Origin of the sequence: Agrobacterium sp. MCAB5 (assembly GCF_052114365.1) — a bacterium.
Lineage (GTDB): Bacteria > Pseudomonadota > Alphaproteobacteria > Rhizobiales > Rhizobiaceae > Agrobacterium > Agrobacterium tumefaciens.
This window is the reverse complement of the sequence record NZ_JBFREP010000003.1, coordinates 79,099-96,326: the sequence shown is the minus strand read 5'-3', so window position 1 is coordinate 96,326 and position 17,228 is coordinate 79,099. Positions and strand designations below refer to the sequence as shown.

The following is a 17,228-nucleotide window of genomic DNA, read 5'->3' as shown; positions in this document are numbered from 1 at the left end:
AAACACACAGATAGAGAAACTGACCGGCTCCTGATCCGAGCCAAGGAGAGACCCATGACGCTGACCACAAAGCGCCGGGCCCTGACGGGCGCCGGTATCGGGCTTGCTATGTCCGTTGCAGCCGCAGCACTCATTTTCGACCTGCCCACCAGCCGTGATGCGACGGCAGCCTCCACCCCGGCTGAAACGCCGGCTATCCCAGTCACCGTCGCCAAGGTGGAAAGCCGCGATGTGATGCGCTGGGAAGAATTTTCCGGCCGTCTCGAAGCCGTCGACCGCGTGCAGATCCGCTCCCGCGTCGCTGGCCAGATCAAGGCCGTGCATTTCCGCGAAGGCGCGCTGGTGAAGGAAGGCGACCCCCTCTTCACCATCGATCCGGCCCCCTATCAGGCAGCCGTTGCAGGTGCTGAAGCCCAGGTCGCTTCCGCCGAAGCCAAGGTCAGCCTTGCCAAGACGGAACTCGACCGTGGCCGCAGGCTTTCCGACAATCGCACGATCTCCCAGAGCGATCTCGACCAGCGGCAAAGCTCGTTTGCGGATGCCGAAGCCCAGCTTCGCGCCGCCCGCTCGACGCTGACGACGGCTCAGCTCGATCTTGGTTACACCGAAATCGTTGCACCGGTTTCCGGCAGGGTCGGCCGCATCGAAATCACCGCCGGCAACCTCGTTGCCGCCGGCTCGACATCGCCTGCCCTGACGACGCTGGTTTCGGTCAACCCGATCTATGCCAGCTTCAACGCCAGCGAAGGAACGGTAGCGAAAGCGCTGTCCGAGCTGCCGAAGACAACCGACGCCCTGCCCGCGCTCGAACAGATCCCGGTGGAAATCGGCACGCTTTCGGATGAAGGCACGCCGATCAAGGGCACCCTGCACCTCATCGACAACCAGGTCGATTCCGCCAGCGGCACCATTGGTGTGCGTGCGGTCTTCGAAAATCCTGATGGCAGGCTCATTCCCGGCCAGTTCGTGCGGGTGCGCATGGGTGAACCGAAGCCGGAAAACCGGATAGTCATCAGCGACCGCGCCATCGGCACGGATCAGGACAAGCGGTTCGTCTTTGTCGTCGATGCCGAAAACAAGGTGAGCTACCGCCAGATCAAGCCCGGCGCACCGGCTGACGGCCAGCGCATCATCGACAGCGGCCTTGCCGCCGGCGATACGATCGTCGTCAACGGCCTGCAGCGCATTCGCCCCGGTGCAACCATCGCACCGCAGGCGGAAGACAAGGTCGCCGCCTCGCAATAACGCCGTCCCGCCTCCGGCGAGACGCATTTCACAAAGAACCGGCCCTCACCGGCGGCCATGATGCCGCCGGAACGGTCCTTGCATTTCCAAATCTACCCGGAGAGGGGACTGGATATGAATATTTCCAGATTTTTTGTCGACAGGCCGGTCTTCGCCGGCGTGCTGTCGATCCTGATCGTGGTCGCAGGCCTTCTCGGCATGCGCGCCCTGCCGATTTCCGAATATCCGGAAGTCGTTCCGCCATCCGTCGTCGTCCGCGCCACCTATCCCGGTGCGAACCCGGCCGTTATCGCCGAAACCGTCGCCACGCCGCTTGAAGAACAGATCAACGGCGTCGAGGACATGCTCTATATGGGCAGCCAGGCGACATCGGACGGCGTGCTGACGCTGACCGTCACGTTCAAGTTGGGCACCGACCCGGACAAGGCGCAGCAGCTGGTGCAGAACCGCGTGTCGCAGGCCGAACCGCGCCTGCCCGCTGAAGTGCGCGCACTCGGCATCACCACCGTCAAAAGCTCGCCCGACTTCATCATGGTCGTCAATCTCGTGTCGAAGACCGATGCCTATGACATCACCTATCTGCGCAACTATGCGACGCTGAACGTCAAGGATCGCCTCGCCCGTATCGAAGGCGTGGGTCAGGTGCAGGTCTTCGGCGCGGGTGACTATTCCATGCGCGTCTGGCTGGATCCGCAAAAGGTGGCCGAACACGATCTCGCCGCCAGCGACGTATCCGACGCCATCCGTCAGCAGAACGTCCAGGCCGCAGCCGGCGTTATCGGCGCATCGCCAAGCCCCAATGGCGTCGACCTGCAGCTCAACGTCAATGCCCAGGGCCGTCTGACGACTCCGGAGGAATTCGGCAACATCATCGTCAAGAGCGGCGCGAACGGCCAGATCACCCGTCTTCGCGATGTCGCCCGCATCGAACTCGGCGCTGCCGACTATACGCTGCGCTCGCTGCTCGACGGCGAACCCGCCGTGGCGATTGCCGTATTGCAGGCTCCCGGCTCCAACTCCATCGAAATCGCCGATAATGTCCGCGCGACAATGGACAATCTGCAACTGGCGATGCCTGATGGCGTGAAATATGAAATCGTCTACGACACGACGAAGTTCGTTCGCTCGTCCATCGAAAAGGTCGTTGATACGCTCCTCGAGGCCGTTGGCCTCGTGGTATTGGTGGTCATCCTGTTCCTCCAGACCTGGCGCGCCTCGATCATTCCGCTGATCGCCGTTCCGGTGTCGATCATCGGCACCTTCGCCGTCATGTATGCCTTCGGTTTCTCCATTAACGCGTTGACCCTGTTCGGCCTCGTGCTGGCCATCGGCATCGTGGTGGATGACGCCATCGTGGTGGTGGAAAACGTCGAGCGAAACATCGAAAACGGGCTTTCTCCGCGTGATGCCACCTACAAGGCGATGCGCGAAGTCTCCGGGCCGATCATAGCAATCGCGCTTGTGCTGGTCGCCGTTTTCGTCCCACTGGCTTTTATCTCCGGCCTTTCCGGCCAGTTCTACCGGCAGTTCGCGCTGACGATCGCGATTTCCACCGTCATTTCGGCGATCAATTCCCTGACGCTGTCACCCGCTCTTGCAGCCCTGCTGCTGAAAGAGCACGACGCACCGAAAGACTGGCTGACCCGCTTCATGGACCGGATTTTCGGCTGGTTCTTCCGTGGCTTCAACCGCGCCTTCGGGGCCGCCTCCAATGGGTACGGCAAAACCGTAGGCGGTCTGGTAACGCGCAAAAGCCTCGTCATGATCGTCTATATGGCGCTGGTGGCTGCCACCTACGGCATGTTCAGCGCGGTCCCAAGCGGGTTCGTACCTGCGCAGGACAAGCAATATCTCATCGGCTTCGCCCAGCTTCCGGACGGCGCAACGCTTGACCGCACGGAAAGTGTCATCAAGCGGATGAGCGATATCGCCATGCAACAGCCGGGCGTCAGCCACGCCATCGCCTTCCCCGGCCTGTCGATCAACGGCTTCACCATCGGCTCCAATTCCGGCATCGTCTTTGCAGTTCTCGACGACTTCGAAAACCGCAAGACGCCGGAACTGTCAGGCGGCGCCATCGCAATGCAGCTGAACCAGAAGTTTGCCGGCATTCAGGATGCCTTCATCGCCATGTTCCCGCCGCCGCCGGTTAACGGTCTCGGCCAGACGGGCGGCTTCAAGCTGCAGATCGAGGACCGTGCCGGTTACGGCTACCAGACGCTTGACGAAGCGGCCAAGGCGGTCATCGCCAAGGCATACCAGACACCGGAACTGGCAGGCATCTTCTCCAGCTTCCAGATCAACGTGCCGCAGCTCTTCGCCGATCTCGACCGCGCCAAGGCCGAGCAGCTGGGTGTTTCGGTCAGCGACGTCTTCCAGACGCTGCAGATCTATCTGGGCTCGCTTTATGTCAACGACTTCAACGCCTTCGGGCGGACATACAGCGTGCGTGTACAGGCAGATGCGCAATTCCGCGCCCATGCCGAAGATATCGGCCGCCTGAAGGTCCGCTCGTCCACCGGTCAGATGATCCCGCTTTCCACGCTGTTGAAGGTAGATGCAACGACAGGACCGGAGCGCACAAACCGTTATAACGGCTTCCTTGCAGCCGATATCAACGGCGGTCCGGCACCGGGCTTCTCCTCTGGACAGGCGCAGGCGGCGATCGAGAAAATCCTTGCCGAAAACCTGCCGGCCGGGATCGAATACGAATGGACGGACCTGACTTACCAGCAGATCCTTGCCGGTAATTCCAGCCTCGTGGTCTTCCCGCTGGCGCTGCTGCTCGTCTATCTCGTATTGGCTGCGCAATATGAAAGCCTGACCCTGCCGATCGCGATCATTCTGATCGTTCCGCTCGGCGTTCTCGCCGCATTGACAGGCGTCTGGCTGACGGGAGGGGACAACAACATCTTTACGCAGATCGGCCTTGTCGTCCTTGTCGGACTATCGGCGAAGAACGCGATCCTGATCGTGGAATTCGCCCGCGAGCTGGAATTCGAAGGACGAACGCCGCTTCAGGCCGCAGTCGAGGCAAGTCGCCTGCGCCTCCGCCCGATCCTGATGACCTCACTCGCCTTCATCATGGGCGTGGTGCCTCTGGTCATCTCCACCGGTGCGGGTGCGGAAATGCGCGCGGCCATGGGTGTCGCAGTGTTCTCCGGCATGATCGGGGTGACATTCTTCGGCATCTTCATGACACCGGTATTCTACGTGCTGGTTCGCAAGCTGTCGGGTAACCGTCCTCTCATCCAGCACAAACAGGAAGAACCTGCCAATTCGGACTACAAGCTCGAAAAGGCCGGCTGAGACCTTATCCAATCCACCGCAAACTTCGACGAAAGCCCGCCGCGCATCTCACGATGCGCGGCGTTTTTGTTGGTGGGAACGTCCATGTGCATCGCCTGAAACAGAATCTGTTTCAATGACTTAAGCAGCAAGCACATACATGTTGCGCCGCAATAAAGAAATAACGAATACACTATATCCGCATAAGGCAGCAGATACGTAAAGGAACAATGCTATTTTATGCTTTCCATTTTGTGGTAATTTCAAGAACAGGGTGATTCGGGCTAAATGATTTAGTTCAGGGGTGACATGATGGAGCAGGAATACGAGAACTGGGCGACAACCATTGCCTATTCGATAGTAATGCATGAAGGTCTCGATCTGGCGCTTGCCGCGCAGAATCTGGACAGATGCAAGACCAGAAACAACCGTGAACGGCTGATGGAAGCCATCCGCACATCGCTGCTGGAGGCCCGTTCGCGCAGCCATCTGACGGTAGCGCAGCGGCTCTGAAGTCTGTCGCCGTATCCGATGCTGCCACAGGATCAGATTGGAAGCAGATCGGTCCTTATCGCGGCTTTCAGCGGCAGGTGGTCCGAGGCAATGCGCGCCAGCGCACTGTCATGCGCTTCCACCTGCTCGATCAGCCCTTCGCGGTTGGCGATGATCCTGTCGAGCGCAAGCACCGGCAGGTTGGATGGAAAACTGGGCACTGCCGGCGGCAGGGCGCCGAATGCATCCCTCAGAGTATTGAGCGACGAGCCATTGCCGAGACGCCATTCGTTCAGGTCTCCCATGAGGATGGTCGCGCATTCGTTTCGCGCTTCCAGAAGACCGATAAGCGCCTTCGCCTGCTGGGCACGGGAATGCCTCAAAAGACCGAAATGCGCGGCGATTATTCGCAGTGCGCCACCGCTTTTCAAATCCAGTTCCACCACCAGCGCGCCGCGTGGCTCCAGCCCTGGCAATTTCAGCGTATGAACATCCCGCACCGCACCTTCCTTGAACAACAGGACATTGCCGTGCCATCCATGCGCCTTCACACCCGCCAGAACAGGCACGGGGACAAGCCCGCTTTCCCGCTCCAGCCGGGCAAGATCGAGCAGGCCCGTGCGCTCGCCGAAACGGCTGTCCGCCTCCTGTAGCGCGATGATATCCGCGCCGATTTCCTGAATAACGCGGCTGGTGCGATCAGGATCGAACCTGCGGTCGCGGCCGACGCATTTATGGACGTTGTAGGACGCGATGACCGGAAAGGAGTGATCTCTCTCCACCTGCCCGGCATTCTTCCGTTGGTGGCGGTCGCGCAGCGACTGCATGACGAAGGCGGGCAGGCTGCTGTTTTTCGCCAGTGCCGTTTTTCCACGCTCCAGCAAACTGTTTTTCTTCACGCTGCGACGCCTCCGATGCGCAAATTAAAAGTTTTAGAGCGTTTCCGACGCATGGCGCTCTAAAGATACGGCGAAGCGAGCCACAGGACGCGCTCCACAAAACGGACAACGAATGGCCGCGCATTCAGTTCGCTCAGTCGCACGGGTAAAGCGGTTGCCCGTGCTTCCCGGATGCGGTTTCCGATGGTCGCGGCGAATTCCTCATCCATAACTTCCAGATCGACTTCGAAGTTCAGCCGCAATGAACGAGGGTCCAGGTTGGAAGAACCGATGTAGCTCCAGCGCTCGTCGATCACCAGAAGCTTGGAATGATTGAAGGGCCCTGTCGCCCGCCAGATGCGGCAGTAATTCTTCAACATCTGGTCGAATTGCGCCGTCATCGCCCTGTCCACAAGCACCAGATTGTTGCTTTGCGGCACGATGATATCCACCACGACTCCCCGCCTCGCTGCGGTAATGAGCGCTGAAATAAGCTCCCGATCGGGGAGAAAATAGGGCGACATGACGAGAATGGAGGAGCGGGCGACGGAAAACGCCCCCATCAGCATCTTGTGATTGGTCTCTATGCTCTTATCCGGCCCCGAGGAGGAAACGCGCGCAACGATCTGTGAACCCGGCACACCATCGGGAATGGCGATATCCCAGACCGGCGTGTGCAGAAGCTCCCCCGTCGTGAACCTCCAGTCCTCCGCCGCAATGGAGAAAAAATCAGAGACAACCGGCCCGCTGATCTTGAAATGAGTGTCGTGCGCCTGTTTTTCGCCGCCGAATTCAAGGGTGAAGCCCTCGCGGATATTCATGCCGCCGCTAAAGGCGAGGCGCCCGTCCACCACCAGGATCTTGCGGTGGGTGCGCAGATTGGCATAGGGCAGCCGCAGCCCCATGATGACATTGCCGTTGAACACATCGGCAACGATGCCTTTTTCCCGGAGCGTTGGCAGGATGCTCGGCACGGAATAACGGGCGCCCACGGCATCCACCAGCACCCGCACCTCCACGCCCCGGAACTTCGCCCTTTCGAGCGCGGCGACAAAACGGGCGCCGATCCTGTCATTGTCGAAAATATATGTTTCGAGGATGATCGACCGCTTCGCCTCGCCTATCGCTTCAAGCATGGCGGCATAGGCCACGTCGCCGGTGACAAGCGGCTCGATGCGGTTACCGGTCGTCAGTGCGTGGCGCGTCACCCGGTCGCCGAGCGTCTTCATCGCCTCGAAACGGCGTCCGAACCGCGCGGCAATCACCTCGCCGCTCGCATCCAGGCGCGCCACGCGATCCATGATCTCGTCCTGCATGAAAGACCGCTGCTGCCTGATACTGGACCGGCGAATCCGGTTGATGCCGGCAATCGCATAAATGACTGCACCGACGATCGGCGACAGAACGATGACGCCCACCCAGCCAAGCGCGGAGCGGACCTCTTCCTTCGTCATCGTGGCATGTACGGCCGCCACGGTTCCCATCAAAATGGAAAGAGCGGCAAGGATATGAGGCCAATAGGCGATGACGAGATCGAGCATGATGCAACTATAGGGCATCGTGCCGAAAAGTGTACCGCGGTTTTGGGAAAACCCGATGCGTAAACAAAAAGGTAGGGCAGCTCGCCGATACCGCAATACCGGACCGGCACCGGAAAGGCCAAGAAGACCGGACGCCCATCGTTTTACGGGATAGACCCTTGCGGGATTAACGGTGGAAAGTGACGATGCGATATGTCATGAGAGCGCATCTTGATCTGTGAGCAGGGGCACTTGCGGGCTTCTGTGGCGTTTGAAAGCAAGAAGGCCGTGATGCAGGAAAATACCCAGGGCGCCGTCATCGTCATTTCCAGCCACGTCATGCGTGGATCGGTCGGCAACCGTGCCGCAGTCTTCGCGCTGGAGACCCTTGGCTATCCGGTATGGGCGGTGCCCACAATCGTTTTGCCCTGGCACCCCGGCCATGGCCCGTCCACCCGGATGCGCTTTCAGGACGACGACTTCGACAAGGCCATGACCGACCTCGAAAACGCCAAATGGATCGGCGAGGTCAAGGCTGTCCTGACCGGTTATTTCGGCAGCGCGGCGCAGGTGCGCTCCGTCGCAAGGCTGATCCGCAATCTCAAGGAAAAGAACCCGTCGCTGATTTATGCCTGTGACCCGGTCATGGGCGATCTGGGCGGACTCTACATTCCCCTTGAGACTGCCGAAGCCATCCGCGATCACCTCATTCCGCTTGCCACCGTCGCCACGCCAAACCGTTATGAACTGGCCTGGATGAGCGGCGCCGAGCTTGAGACCAACAATGCCATCATGGATGCCGCGCTCGCACTCGGCCCGCCGAAAATGCTGGTCACCTCAGCCGTGTCGATGATGGCGGGCGGCACGGGAAACCTCTATTTGAGCGGCCGGCACGCGCTGATGGCGGAACACCGCGCCATAGAAGACGCACCGAACGGTCTCGGAGACCTGATGGCGGCGCTGTTCCTTGCCCGGCTGCTGGAAGGTATGGACGACGAGAAGGCGCTGCAACTGGCCACCGCCAGCGTGTTCGAAATTCTGGCGCGAACCAAAAAACGCGACATGAACGAATTGACGCTGGAGACGGATTCTTCAAGTCTCTCCACACCCATGGCGATGGTGCAGATGCGCCATCTCTTGCATCCTTCGCGCAGCAAGCGCAAATAGCGGCTAAAGGATTGGTCTTCAACGCACCGAGTTCTTCTCTTGATCTTGGTCCAAGCACAACGGTACTGCGATAGATGAAAGATTTTCCGGAAAACCTTCTCAACGGCTACAAGAACTTCATGAGCGGCCGCTATGCCGACGAGCGCGAAAGATACCGCGTTCTGGCTGATACCGGACAGAAACCGCAGACCCTGTTCATTGCCTGTTGTGACTCCCGTTCGGCGCCGGAAACGATTTTCGACTGCGGACCGGGAGAACTTTTCGTCGTGCGGAACGTCGCCAACATGGTGCCGCCCTTTGAGCCTGACGGTCAGTACCACGCCACATCGGCCGCCATCGAATATGCCGTGCAGGTTCTGAAGGTGAAGGACATCGTCGTCATGGGCCATGGCCGCTGCGGCGGCATTCAGGCCGCACTCGACCCCAATCTTGAACCTCTGTCACCCGGCGACTTCATCGGCAAATGGATGAACATGGTGAAATCCGCCGCCGAGCAGATCCAGAGCAACGACGTCATGACCGCTTCCGAGCGCCAGACGGCGCTGGAGCGCGTTTCCATTCGCAACTCCATCGCCAACCTTCGCGGCTTCCCCTTCGTCAAGGCGCAGGAAACCGCCGGCAAGGTGAAGCTGCATGGCGCCTGGTTCGATATCTCCACCGGCGAATTGTGGGTGATGGACGGCAAAACGGGCGACTTTCGCCGCCCGGACCTGTGATTGTCGAAACCTTCTCAAAGCTTCGTCACCCCGGACGTGATCCGGGGCTAAGCGCGATCAAGTCTTTGATTGCTTAGGATTTTTTTCACGGCGCAGACGCGCCGTGACTGGATGCCGGAACTAGTCCGGCATCACGGAAGTGGACGTTCCAATTGGGATAAAGCGGCCTTATTGGCCGTCAATCGCCTTGCCGATAAACGCAATCGCCTGCTGATAAACGCTTGCAGCGTTCCAGCCCTGAATGGCCGCGTAATTCGTCTGCCCCTGCTGATAACCCGCGCCGCGCTGCCAGCCGTGGCCGACAAGGAAGTTGGCCGTGGAGGCGAGCGCATCGGCGCGCGAACCGACGAGATCGATGCGTCCGTCGCGGTCGAAATCCACGCCGTAGCGCACAACGTTCAACGGCAGGAACTGCGTCTGGCCGATTTCGCCATGGGCAGCACCCTTGGCGTTAACGTTCAGCGAACCGCTGCCGACGAGCTTCAGGGCCGCATAAAGCTGCTCGGTAAAATAATCCGAACGGCGGCAGTCGAAAGAAAGCGTCGCCACGGCGGACAGCGTGTGCTGGTTGCCCATGAAGCCGCCAAATCCGGTTTCCATGCCCCAGATGGCCAGAAGCGGGCCGGCCGGCACACCATAGGCCTTTTCAATCGAGGCGAAGAGAGCCGCATTGTTCTTCTTCATGGTCTTGCCGCGCGAGATGATCGTCTGGCCGCCACGCTTCTGCATGAACTGGTCGAAGGACAGCTTGAAGCTGTGCTGGCCGCGATCGGCGCGGATGGTCGCCTGATTGTAGGAGACGCCGGAGAAGGCACGATCAAGCACCGAGGCGCTGACACCGCGGCTCGCCGCTTCCTGCTTGAAGGCACCGACCCAGGCGTCGAACCCTGCCGAAGTGTTGCCGCATTGCGCAGCCACAACCGGCGTCGCCGCCAAAACCGAGACCATGGCCACACCAGCCAGAATTGCCTTCATTGCCCGCATCAAAATCTGCCTTCGATATCCTTTGGGGAATTTATCCCGAGAACCAAAACGTCGCTGCTGTATGGGCTCGGGTGCCAAATTGCTTTTTGGCCGCCTAAATTGCCTTTTGGCAGCAAGGCCTGCAAATAAACTGGCCGTGATGATAGCCAATTGGAAAACCCGCCTGCCCCACACAGAACAGACGGGTTATACTTAACGAACCTTAAAAAATCGTATCAAGCCGCCGCCTTGCGGGGCTTGATGAGACCACGATTGACCAGAAGTTCGGCGATCTGGATGGCATTGAGGGCAGCGCCCTTGCGCAGATTGTCCGAAACAACCCAGATATTGAGGCCGTTTTCAACCGTCGCATCCTCACGGATACGCGAAATATAGGTCGCATCCTCGCCGGCGGATTCAACCGGGGTGATGTAGCCGCCATCTTCATGCTTGTCGATCACAAGGCAACCCGGCGCTTCGCGCAGGATGTCACGCGCCTGATCGGCGGTGATCTCGTTTTCGAACTCGATGTTGACCGATTCCGAATGACCGATGAAAACAGGAACGCGCACGGCCGTGCAGGTTACCTTGATCTTCGGATCGAGCATCTTCTTGGTTTCGGCCAGAACCTTCCATTCTTCCTTGGTATAGCCGTCTTCCATGAAGACGTCGATATGCGGGATGACGTTGAAGGCGATGCGCTTGGTGAACTTCTTCGTTTCGACCGGATCGGCTACGAAGACGGCGCGTGTCTGCTGGAACAGTTCGTCCATGCCTTCCTTGCCAGCGCCCGAAACGGACTGGTAGGTGGAGACAACGACGCGCTTGATCTTGGCAAAGTCATGCAGCGGCTTCAGCGCGACAACGAGCTGGGCCGTGGAGCAATTCGGATTGGCGATGATGTTCTTGCGGGTGAAGCCCGAGATCGCGTCGGCATTGACTTCCGGAACGATCAGCGGAACGTCCTGGTCGTAGCGCCATGCAGACGAGTTATCGATGACGACGCAACCCTGCTGGCCGATCTTCGGCGACCACTTCTTGGAAATCTCGCCGCCGGCCGACATCAGGCAAATATCCGTGTCGGAAAAATCGTAGTTTTCGAGGTTGGAAACCTTCAGCGTGCGGTCGCCATAGGAGACTTCCGTGCCCTGCGAGCGGGAGGAAGCGAGCGGCACGACTTCATCTGCCGGAAAACCACGTTCGGCCAGGATGTTGAGCATTTCGCGACCGACATTGCCGGTGGCGCCTACAATTGCAACTTTGAAACCCATGATCAAGCTCTCTTTCTGTCTCTCCTCTTTTGGGTGAGGTGGGGAACCCGCATCGCATTGCGGCTTCCTCGATCCCCAGCCAAACCGGGGAGAGAGCGGTGGCCAGAGACGTCAGACGGTTTTAATCGTCGTTTTGGCCGTAATTCGGATAGAATAAGAAAGACGCGGATCATCGCCGGCGGATTGTGCCGGTCCTTCCATGACAATCATGTCTGCAACATGCCTGCGCAAGGTGATGCTCCTTCTTCGCGAGAAGCTATTAGAAGGTTTGGTGTTCGTGTCAAGAAAAAAGGCACGTTGCGAGCGACCCGGCGCACAAGCGCAAATGCCACCTCGCGACATTTTTGCACGTTATGCATTAGACTAAAGTCATAATCCGAAAGCATCGCTCTCATTGGGGTTAATTTTCTGTCACTCTAACATTACGCGCATTGCACCCTTACGGGGGAGTCCGGAGGAGAGACAGGGCTCTGCAATGCGCTCATTTGACATCTGTGGAGGACAGACAATGGCAAACGTAGCAGCCGTGAGCGGCGCCGCCCGTCCCATGACGGGTGAGGAGAAGAAGGTGATTTTCGCCTCTTCTCTCGGAACAGTCTTCGAATGGTACGATTTTTATCTGTACGGCTCGCTCGCGATCTATATCGGCGCGAACTTCTTCAGCCAATATCCGGAAACGACACGTAACATCTTCGCGCTTCTGGCATTTGCCGCCGGCTTCCTCGTGCGCCCCTTTGGCGCCCTGGTGTTCGGCCGTCTCGGCGACATTGTCGGCCGTAAATACACCTTCCTGATCACCATTCTCATCATGGGCGTTTCGACATTCCTCGTCGGCGTCCTGCCCGGTGCATCGCAGATCGGCATCGCAGCCCCGATCATCCTGATCATCCTGCGCATGCTTCAGGGTCTGGCACTTGGCGGCGAATATGGCGGTGCTGCAACTTATGTGGCCGAACACGCGCCCAACGGTCGCAGAGGCTATTACACCTCATGGATCCAGACGACGGCGACGCTCGGCCTCTTCCTGTCGCTGATGGTCATTCTCGGCGTGCAGTTCGCACTCGGCAAGGAAGCCTTCGCCGCCTGGGGCTGGCGTATTCCCTTCCTCGTTTCGGTTCTGCTGCTTGGCGTATCGGTCTGGATTCGTCTGAAAATGAACGAATCTCCTGCCTTCAAGAAGATGAAGGAAGAAGGCAAGACCTCCAAGGCACCACTCAGCGAAGCCTTCGGCCAGTGGAAAAACGCAAAGATCGCCCTGCTTGCCCTCGTCGGCGCCGTCATCGGTCAGGCCGTCGTCTGGTATACGGGCCAGTTCTATGCGCTCTTCTTCCTGCAGAGCATTCTGAAGGTGGACGGCCAGTCGGCCAACATCATGGTCGCGGCGGCCCTCATCCTCGGCACGGGCTTCTTCGTGCTCTTCGGCTGGCTTTCCGACAAGATCGGCCGCAAGCCGATCATCATGGCGGGTCTCGTTCTCGCGATGCTGACCTACTTCCCGCTGTTCAAGGCGCTCACATGGGCGGGCAACCCGGCACTGGCGCAAGCGCAAGCCAGCGTTCGCGCCACCGTGACCGCTGCTCCGGGCGACTGCAAATTCCAGTTCAACCCGACAGGTACGGCGAAATTCACCACATCCTGCGATATCGCCACCTCGTTCCTGACACGCAACTCCGTTCCCTATGACGTCGTTGCTGGAGCGGCTGGAACGCCGGCAAGCGTCAAGATCGGCGACGCCACCATTGCGAGCTACGACGCCATCGCAGCCGGTGCGGATGCTGCCGCAAAAGACAGGGCCTTCCAGAAACAGGTCAACATCGCGCTGCATGACGGCGGCTACCCGCTGGTGCGCGGCGTAGCACAGGTGCCGGACGCAAAACTGGATGCCTTCATTGCCGCCAACCCGGAACTCAACCTCAATGCGGAAGCCGTTCGCGCAGCCGACAAGAAGATGGTGGCGACCGACAAGCTGGTGGCCGACAAGTTGCTGACGCCGGCCGAGACCGCCGGAGCGGCGGAAATGGCCGTCTACAGCATTGCCGGTGGCGGCACCTTCGCCATGGTCGCCGATCCGGCTGCCGTGAACTGGGTCGTCATCATCGCGGTCCTGACCGTCCTCGTGATCTACGTGACGATGGTCTACGGCCCGATTGCGGCCCTGCTGGTCGAACTGTTCCCGACCCGCATCCGCTACTCCGGCATGTCGCTGCCCTACCATATCGGCAACGGCTGGTTCGGCGGCCTGCTGCCCGCCACCGCTTTTGCGATGAGCGCAGCGAAGGGCGATATCTATTACGGCCTCTGGTACCCGATCGTTTTCGCAGGCATCACACTGGTCATCGGCCTGCTGTTCCTGCCGGAAACCAAGGATCGCGACATCCACACCATGGAGTGAGCGGTTTCGCTCCCGACGATAGAAACCCGGCGCTGACGCGCCGGGTTTTTTATTGCCGCAGTACCGCCAGTGCCCGAACTGGCCTTTCGCATGCTGTCAATCCGCCGCAGGTAGAAACCGCCAAAAACAAGACAAAAACGCTCGAAATAGGCTATGACGCCCTATCGTGCGGAAAAGGGAGAGCCATTTTGAAAATCGGGACGCCTAAGGAATTATATGATGGCGAGGCGCGCGTCGGCATGACGCCCGACAGCGCGCAAGGCCTGCAGAAACTCGGATATGATTGCATCCTCGAAACAGGCGCGGGCAAGGCGGCGGGATTTTCCGACGACGCCTATCGCGCAGCCGGTGTCACCATCGTCGATAGCGCCGATGCGCTTTATACAGTTGCCGACATCATCGCCAAGGTTCGTCCGCCGGAAACGTCGGAGATTGATCGCCTGTCTTCGGACAAGACGCTGATCTCGTTCTTCTATCCCGCACAGAACAAGGACCTTCTGGAGCAGGCGAAGGAAAAGGGCGCAAATGTCATCGCCATGGACATGGTGCCGCGCATTTCCCGCGCCCAGAAAATGGACGCGCTGTCCTCCATGGCCAACATCGCCGGTTATCGCGCCGTCATCGAGGCCGGCAATAATTTCGGCCGCTTCTTCACCGGTCAGGTAACTGCCGCCGGCAAGGTGCCGCCCGCCAAGGTGCTGGTCATCGGTGCCGGGGTTGCCGGTCTTGCCGCCATCGGCACGGCAACCTCGCTCGGCGCCATTACCTATGCCTTCGACGTGCGCCCGGAAGTGGCCGAACAGATCGAATCCATGGGCGCCGAATTCGTCTATCTCGATTTCGCCGACCAGAGCCAGGATGGCGCAGCGACCGGCGGTTACGCCGCCCCCTCCTCGCCGGAATTCCGCGAAAAGCAGCTTGAGAAATTCCGCGAGCTGGCACCGCAGATCGATATCGTCATCACCACGGCGCTGATCCCCGGCCGTGACGCCCCGAAGCTGTGGCTGGCCGACATGGTAGCGGCAATGAAGCCGGGTTCGGTCATCATCGATCTCGCCGCCGAGCGCGGCGGCAATTGCGATCTCACGGTGCCCGACCAGCGCGTCGTCTCGGACAATGGCGTCATCGTCATCGGCTATACGGATTTCCCGAGCCGCATGGCCACGCAGGCTTCAACGCTCTATTCCACCAACATCCGTCACATGATGACCGATCTGACGCCCGCAAAGGACGGCAAGGTCGTTCACAACATGGAAGACGACGTCATCCGCGGTGCGACCGTCACCTATCAGGGCGACATCACCTTTCCGCCACCGCCACCGAAGATCCAGGCCATCGCCGCGCAGAAACCCAAGGAACGAGCAAAAGAGCTTACGCCTGAGGAAAAGCACGCCAAGGAACGGGCCGAGTTCAAGGCGCAGACGAAAAGCCAGGTCGGTCTGCTCGTCATCGGTACGGCGGCCCTGCTTCTCGTCGGCCTTTACGCGCCGGCAAGCTTCATGAGCCATTTCATCGTCTTCGTGCTCGCCTGCTTTATCGGCTTCTCCGTCATCTGGAATGTCAGCCACTCGCTGCACACGCCGCTGATGGCGGTGACGAACGCGATTTCCGGCATCGTCATTATCGGCGCGCTGCTGCAGATCGGTTCCGGCAACTGGCTGGTGGTGATCCTTGCCTCACTTTCCGTCCTGATCGCGACGATCAACATCGTCGGCGGTTTCCTTGTGACACGGCGCATGCTCGCCATGTTCCAGAAGTCCTGAGCCGTGTAGGGGACACATAATGACCATTGGTATCGTTTCCGCGGCCTATGTTGCCGCAGCCGTTCTATTCATCCTCTCCCTCGGTGGTCTTTCCGGGCAGGAAAGCGCCAAGCGCGCCGTCTGGTACGGCATAACAGGCATGGGTCTTGCCATTGTCGCCACGGTCTTCGGACCTGATGTCGGCAACTGGTTCATCGTACTTCTGATGCTGGCGGGTGGCGCCGTTCTCGGCTACTTCGTCGCAAACCGCGTGCAGATGACCGAGATGCCGCAGCTTGTTGCAGCACTTCACTCCTTTGTCGGTCTGGCCGCCGTCTTCATCGGCTTCAACGCCCATATCGAGGAAGCGCATGTCGCCTCGCTCGATGAGACCGCGCGCTCCCTGTTGACAGGCTTTTCCGCCCTCCTCGCCCACAAGACGCCGGTAGAACTGGCAATCATGAAGGTCGAGGTCTTCCTCGGCGTCTTCATCGGCGCCGTCACCTTCACCGGTTCCGTCGTCGCCTTCGGCAAGCTTGCCGGCAAGGTGGACGGCAAGGCGAAGAAGCTTCCGGGCGGACACGTCCTCAATGCCGGTGCCGCGATCCTGTCGCTCGTCCTGCTCATCATGTATTGCAACGGTGCTGGCGCATGGACGCTGGTGCTGATGACGCTTGCCGCCTTCTTCATCGGCTATCACCTGATCATGGGTATCGGCGGCGCAGACATGCCTGTCGTCGTCTCGATGCTGAACAGCTATTCCGGCTGGGCGGCGGCGGCCATCGGCTTCACGCTCGGCAACGATCTCCTGATCGTTACCGGTGCGCTTGTCGGCTCCTCGGGTGCGATCCTGTCCTACATCATGTGCAAGGCCATGAACCGCTCCTTCATCTCGGTCATCCTCGGCGGCTTCGGCGGCACGACGGGCCCGGCGATGGAAATCGAGGGCGAGCAGGTGGCAATCGATGCCGAAGGCGTGGCATCAGCGCTGAACGACGCTGACAGCGTCATCATCGTGCCCGGTTACGGCATGGCGGTGGCACAGGCACAACAGGCCGTTTCCGAACTGACCCGCAAGCTGCGCGCCGACGGCAAGACCGTGCGTTTCGCCATCCACCCGGTTGCGGGTCGTCTTCCCGGTCACATGAACGTGCTGCTCGCCGAAGCAAAGGTGCCCTACGACATCGTGCTGGAAATGGACGAGATCAACGACGATTTCCCCAATACCGACGTCGTCATCGTCATCGGCTCCAACGACATCGTCAACCCGGCGGCACAGGACGATCCCAACTCGCCCATCGCCGGCATGCCGGTTCTGGAAGTATGGAAATCCAAGCTGGTCATCGTTTCCAAGCGCGGCCAGGGCACGGGCTATTCCGGCATCGAGAACCCGCTGTTCTACAAGGACAACACCCGCATGTTCTACGGCGATGCGAAGAAGTCGATCAACGATCTTTTGCCGCTGATCAAGTAATGAAAAAGGGCGTTTCCGGGAGACCGGAAACGCCCTTCTTACTGACGTGAAAAGAAAGCTCCGCCGTCATCCTCGGGCTT

At 59.6% G+C, this 17,228-nt stretch carries 12 protein-coding genes; 8 read left to right on the top strand and 4 right to left on the bottom strand.

All coding sequences use genetic code 11. From position 1 onward, the window contains the following. The first annotated feature begins 54 nt into the window (after positions 1-54). The 3 genes from AB4Z23_RS08155 to AB4Z23_RS08145 all read left to right on the top strand — a co-directional run bounded on the left by AB4Z23_RS08155 (position 55) and on the right by AB4Z23_RS08145 (position 5,046). Positions 55-1,245: an efflux RND transporter periplasmic adaptor subunit gene (locus tag AB4Z23_RS08155; RefSeq protein ID WP_013636766.1), complete on the top strand. Its 1,191-nt coding sequence runs from the start codon at positions 55-57 to the stop codon at positions 1,243-1,245. Between the two features lie 114 nt (positions 1,246-1,359). Next, positions 1,360-4,554 carry an efflux RND transporter permease subunit gene (locus AB4Z23_RS08150; protein ID WP_019565072.1) on the top strand — a complete coding sequence of 1,065 codons (3,195 nt, stop codon included), beginning with the start codon at positions 1,360-1,362 and terminating at the stop codon, positions 4,552-4,554. Between the two features lie 288 nt (positions 4,555-4,842). Then, positions 4,843-5,046 (top strand): hypothetical protein, encoded by a 204-nt coding sequence (locus AB4Z23_RS08145; protein ID WP_003514064.1) that lies wholly within the window; start codon positions 4,843-4,845, stop codon positions 5,044-5,046. 32 nt (positions 5,047-5,078) lie between these two features. Here the strand turns inward: AB4Z23_RS08145 and AB4Z23_RS08140 are convergent, their stop codons facing one another. After that, positions 5,079-5,924, bottom strand: coding sequence for an endonuclease/exonuclease/phosphatase family protein (locus tag AB4Z23_RS08140; protein ID WP_441360050.1), 846 nt, complete (start codon positions 5,922-5,924; stop codon positions 5,079-5,081). Positions 5,925-5,983: 59 nt separating this feature from the next. Next, positions 5,984-7,444, bottom strand: coding sequence for a phospholipase D-like domain-containing protein (locus tag AB4Z23_RS08135; protein ID WP_112675685.1), 1,461 nt, complete (start codon positions 7,442-7,444; stop codon positions 5,984-5,986). Between the two features lie 270 nt (positions 7,445-7,714). On the opposite strand from AB4Z23_RS08135, the gene pdxY reads away from it, so the two are divergent. Further along, positions 7,715-8,590: a pyridoxal kinase PdxY gene (gene pdxY / locus AB4Z23_RS08130; RefSeq protein WP_026330745.1), complete on the top strand. Its 876-nt coding sequence runs from the start codon at positions 7,715-7,717 to the stop codon at positions 8,588-8,590. Between the two features lie 74 nt (positions 8,591-8,664). Next, positions 8,665-9,306 carry a carbonic anhydrase gene (locus AB4Z23_RS08125; RefSeq protein ID WP_003514071.1) on the top strand — a complete coding sequence of 214 codons (642 nt, stop codon included), beginning with the start codon at positions 8,665-8,667 and terminating at the stop codon, positions 9,304-9,306. A 168-nt stretch (positions 9,307-9,474) separates the two neighbouring features. On the opposite strand, the gene AB4Z23_RS08120 is transcribed toward AB4Z23_RS08125, so the two are convergent. Together AB4Z23_RS08120 and AB4Z23_RS08115 are read right to left on the bottom strand one after the other, a co-directional pair. Beyond that, the gene (locus AB4Z23_RS08120) at positions 9,475-10,290 is read right to left on the bottom strand and encodes a lytic murein transglycosylase (RefSeq protein WP_038492118.1); all 816 of its coding nucleotides are present in this window, start codon (positions 10,288-10,290) and stop codon (positions 9,475-9,477) included. A 215-nt stretch (positions 10,291-10,505) separates the two neighbouring features. Then, positions 10,506-11,540: an aspartate-semialdehyde dehydrogenase gene (locus tag AB4Z23_RS08115; RefSeq protein WP_003514078.1), complete on the bottom strand. Its 1,035-nt coding sequence runs from the start codon at positions 11,538-11,540 to the stop codon at positions 10,506-10,508. A 508-nt stretch (positions 11,541-12,048) separates the two neighbouring features. On the opposite strand from AB4Z23_RS08115, the gene AB4Z23_RS08110 reads away from it, so the two are divergent. The 3 genes from AB4Z23_RS08110 (at position 12,049) to AB4Z23_RS08100 (ending at position 17,148) form a co-directional block, all read left to right on the top strand. Next, positions 12,049-13,932, top strand: a complete 1,884-nt coding sequence (locus AB4Z23_RS08110; RefSeq protein ID WP_003514082.1) for an MFS transporter — start codon at positions 12,049-12,051, stop codon at positions 13,930-13,932. 188 nt (positions 13,933-14,120) lie between these two features. Beyond that, positions 14,121-15,695 carry a Re/Si-specific NAD(P)(+) transhydrogenase subunit alpha gene (locus AB4Z23_RS08105; protein WP_421477408.1) on the top strand — a complete coding sequence of 525 codons (1,575 nt, stop codon included), beginning with the start codon at positions 14,121-14,123 and terminating at the stop codon, positions 15,693-15,695. Between the two features lie 19 nt (positions 15,696-15,714). Further along, positions 15,715-17,148 carry an NAD(P)(+) transhydrogenase (Re/Si-specific) subunit beta gene (locus tag AB4Z23_RS08100; RefSeq protein WP_003514086.1) on the top strand — a complete coding sequence of 478 codons (1,434 nt, stop codon included), beginning with the start codon at positions 15,715-15,717 and terminating at the stop codon, positions 17,146-17,148. The last annotated feature ends 80 nt before the right edge of the window (positions 17,149-17,228 follow it).

Coding starts and splice junctions, on each gene's coding strand:
- AB4Z23_RS08155 (WP_013636766.1), top strand. CDS start 55: ATGACGCTGACCACAAAGCGCCGGGCCCTGACGGGCGCCGGTATCGGG.
- AB4Z23_RS08150 (WP_019565072.1), top strand. CDS start 1,360: ATGAATATTTCCAGATTTTTTGTCGACAGGCCGGTCTTCGCCGGCGTG.
- AB4Z23_RS08145 (WP_003514064.1), top strand. CDS start 4,843: ATGATGGAGCAGGAATACGAGAACTGGGCGACAACCATTGCCTATTCG.
- AB4Z23_RS08135 (WP_112675685.1), bottom strand. CDS start 7,444: ATGCTCGATCTCGTCATCGCCTATTGGCCTCATATCCTTGCCGCTCTT.
- pdxY (WP_026330745.1), top strand. CDS start 7,715: ATGCAGGAAAATACCCAGGGCGCCGTCATCGTCATTTCCAGCCACGTC.
- AB4Z23_RS08125 (WP_003514071.1), top strand. CDS start 8,665: ATGAAAGATTTTCCGGAAAACCTTCTCAACGGCTACAAGAACTTCATG.
- AB4Z23_RS08120 (WP_038492118.1), bottom strand. CDS start 10,290: ATGCGGGCAATGAAGGCAATTCTGGCTGGTGTGGCCATGGTCTCGGTT.
- AB4Z23_RS08115 (WP_003514078.1), bottom strand. CDS start 11,540: ATGGGTTTCAAAGTTGCAATTGTAGGCGCCACCGGCAATGTCGGTCGC.
- AB4Z23_RS08110 (WP_003514082.1), top strand. CDS start 12,049: ATGGCAAACGTAGCAGCCGTGAGCGGCGCCGCCCGTCCCATGACGGGT.
- AB4Z23_RS08100 (WP_003514086.1), top strand. CDS start 15,715: ATGACCATTGGTATCGTTTCCGCGGCCTATGTTGCCGCAGCCGTTCTA.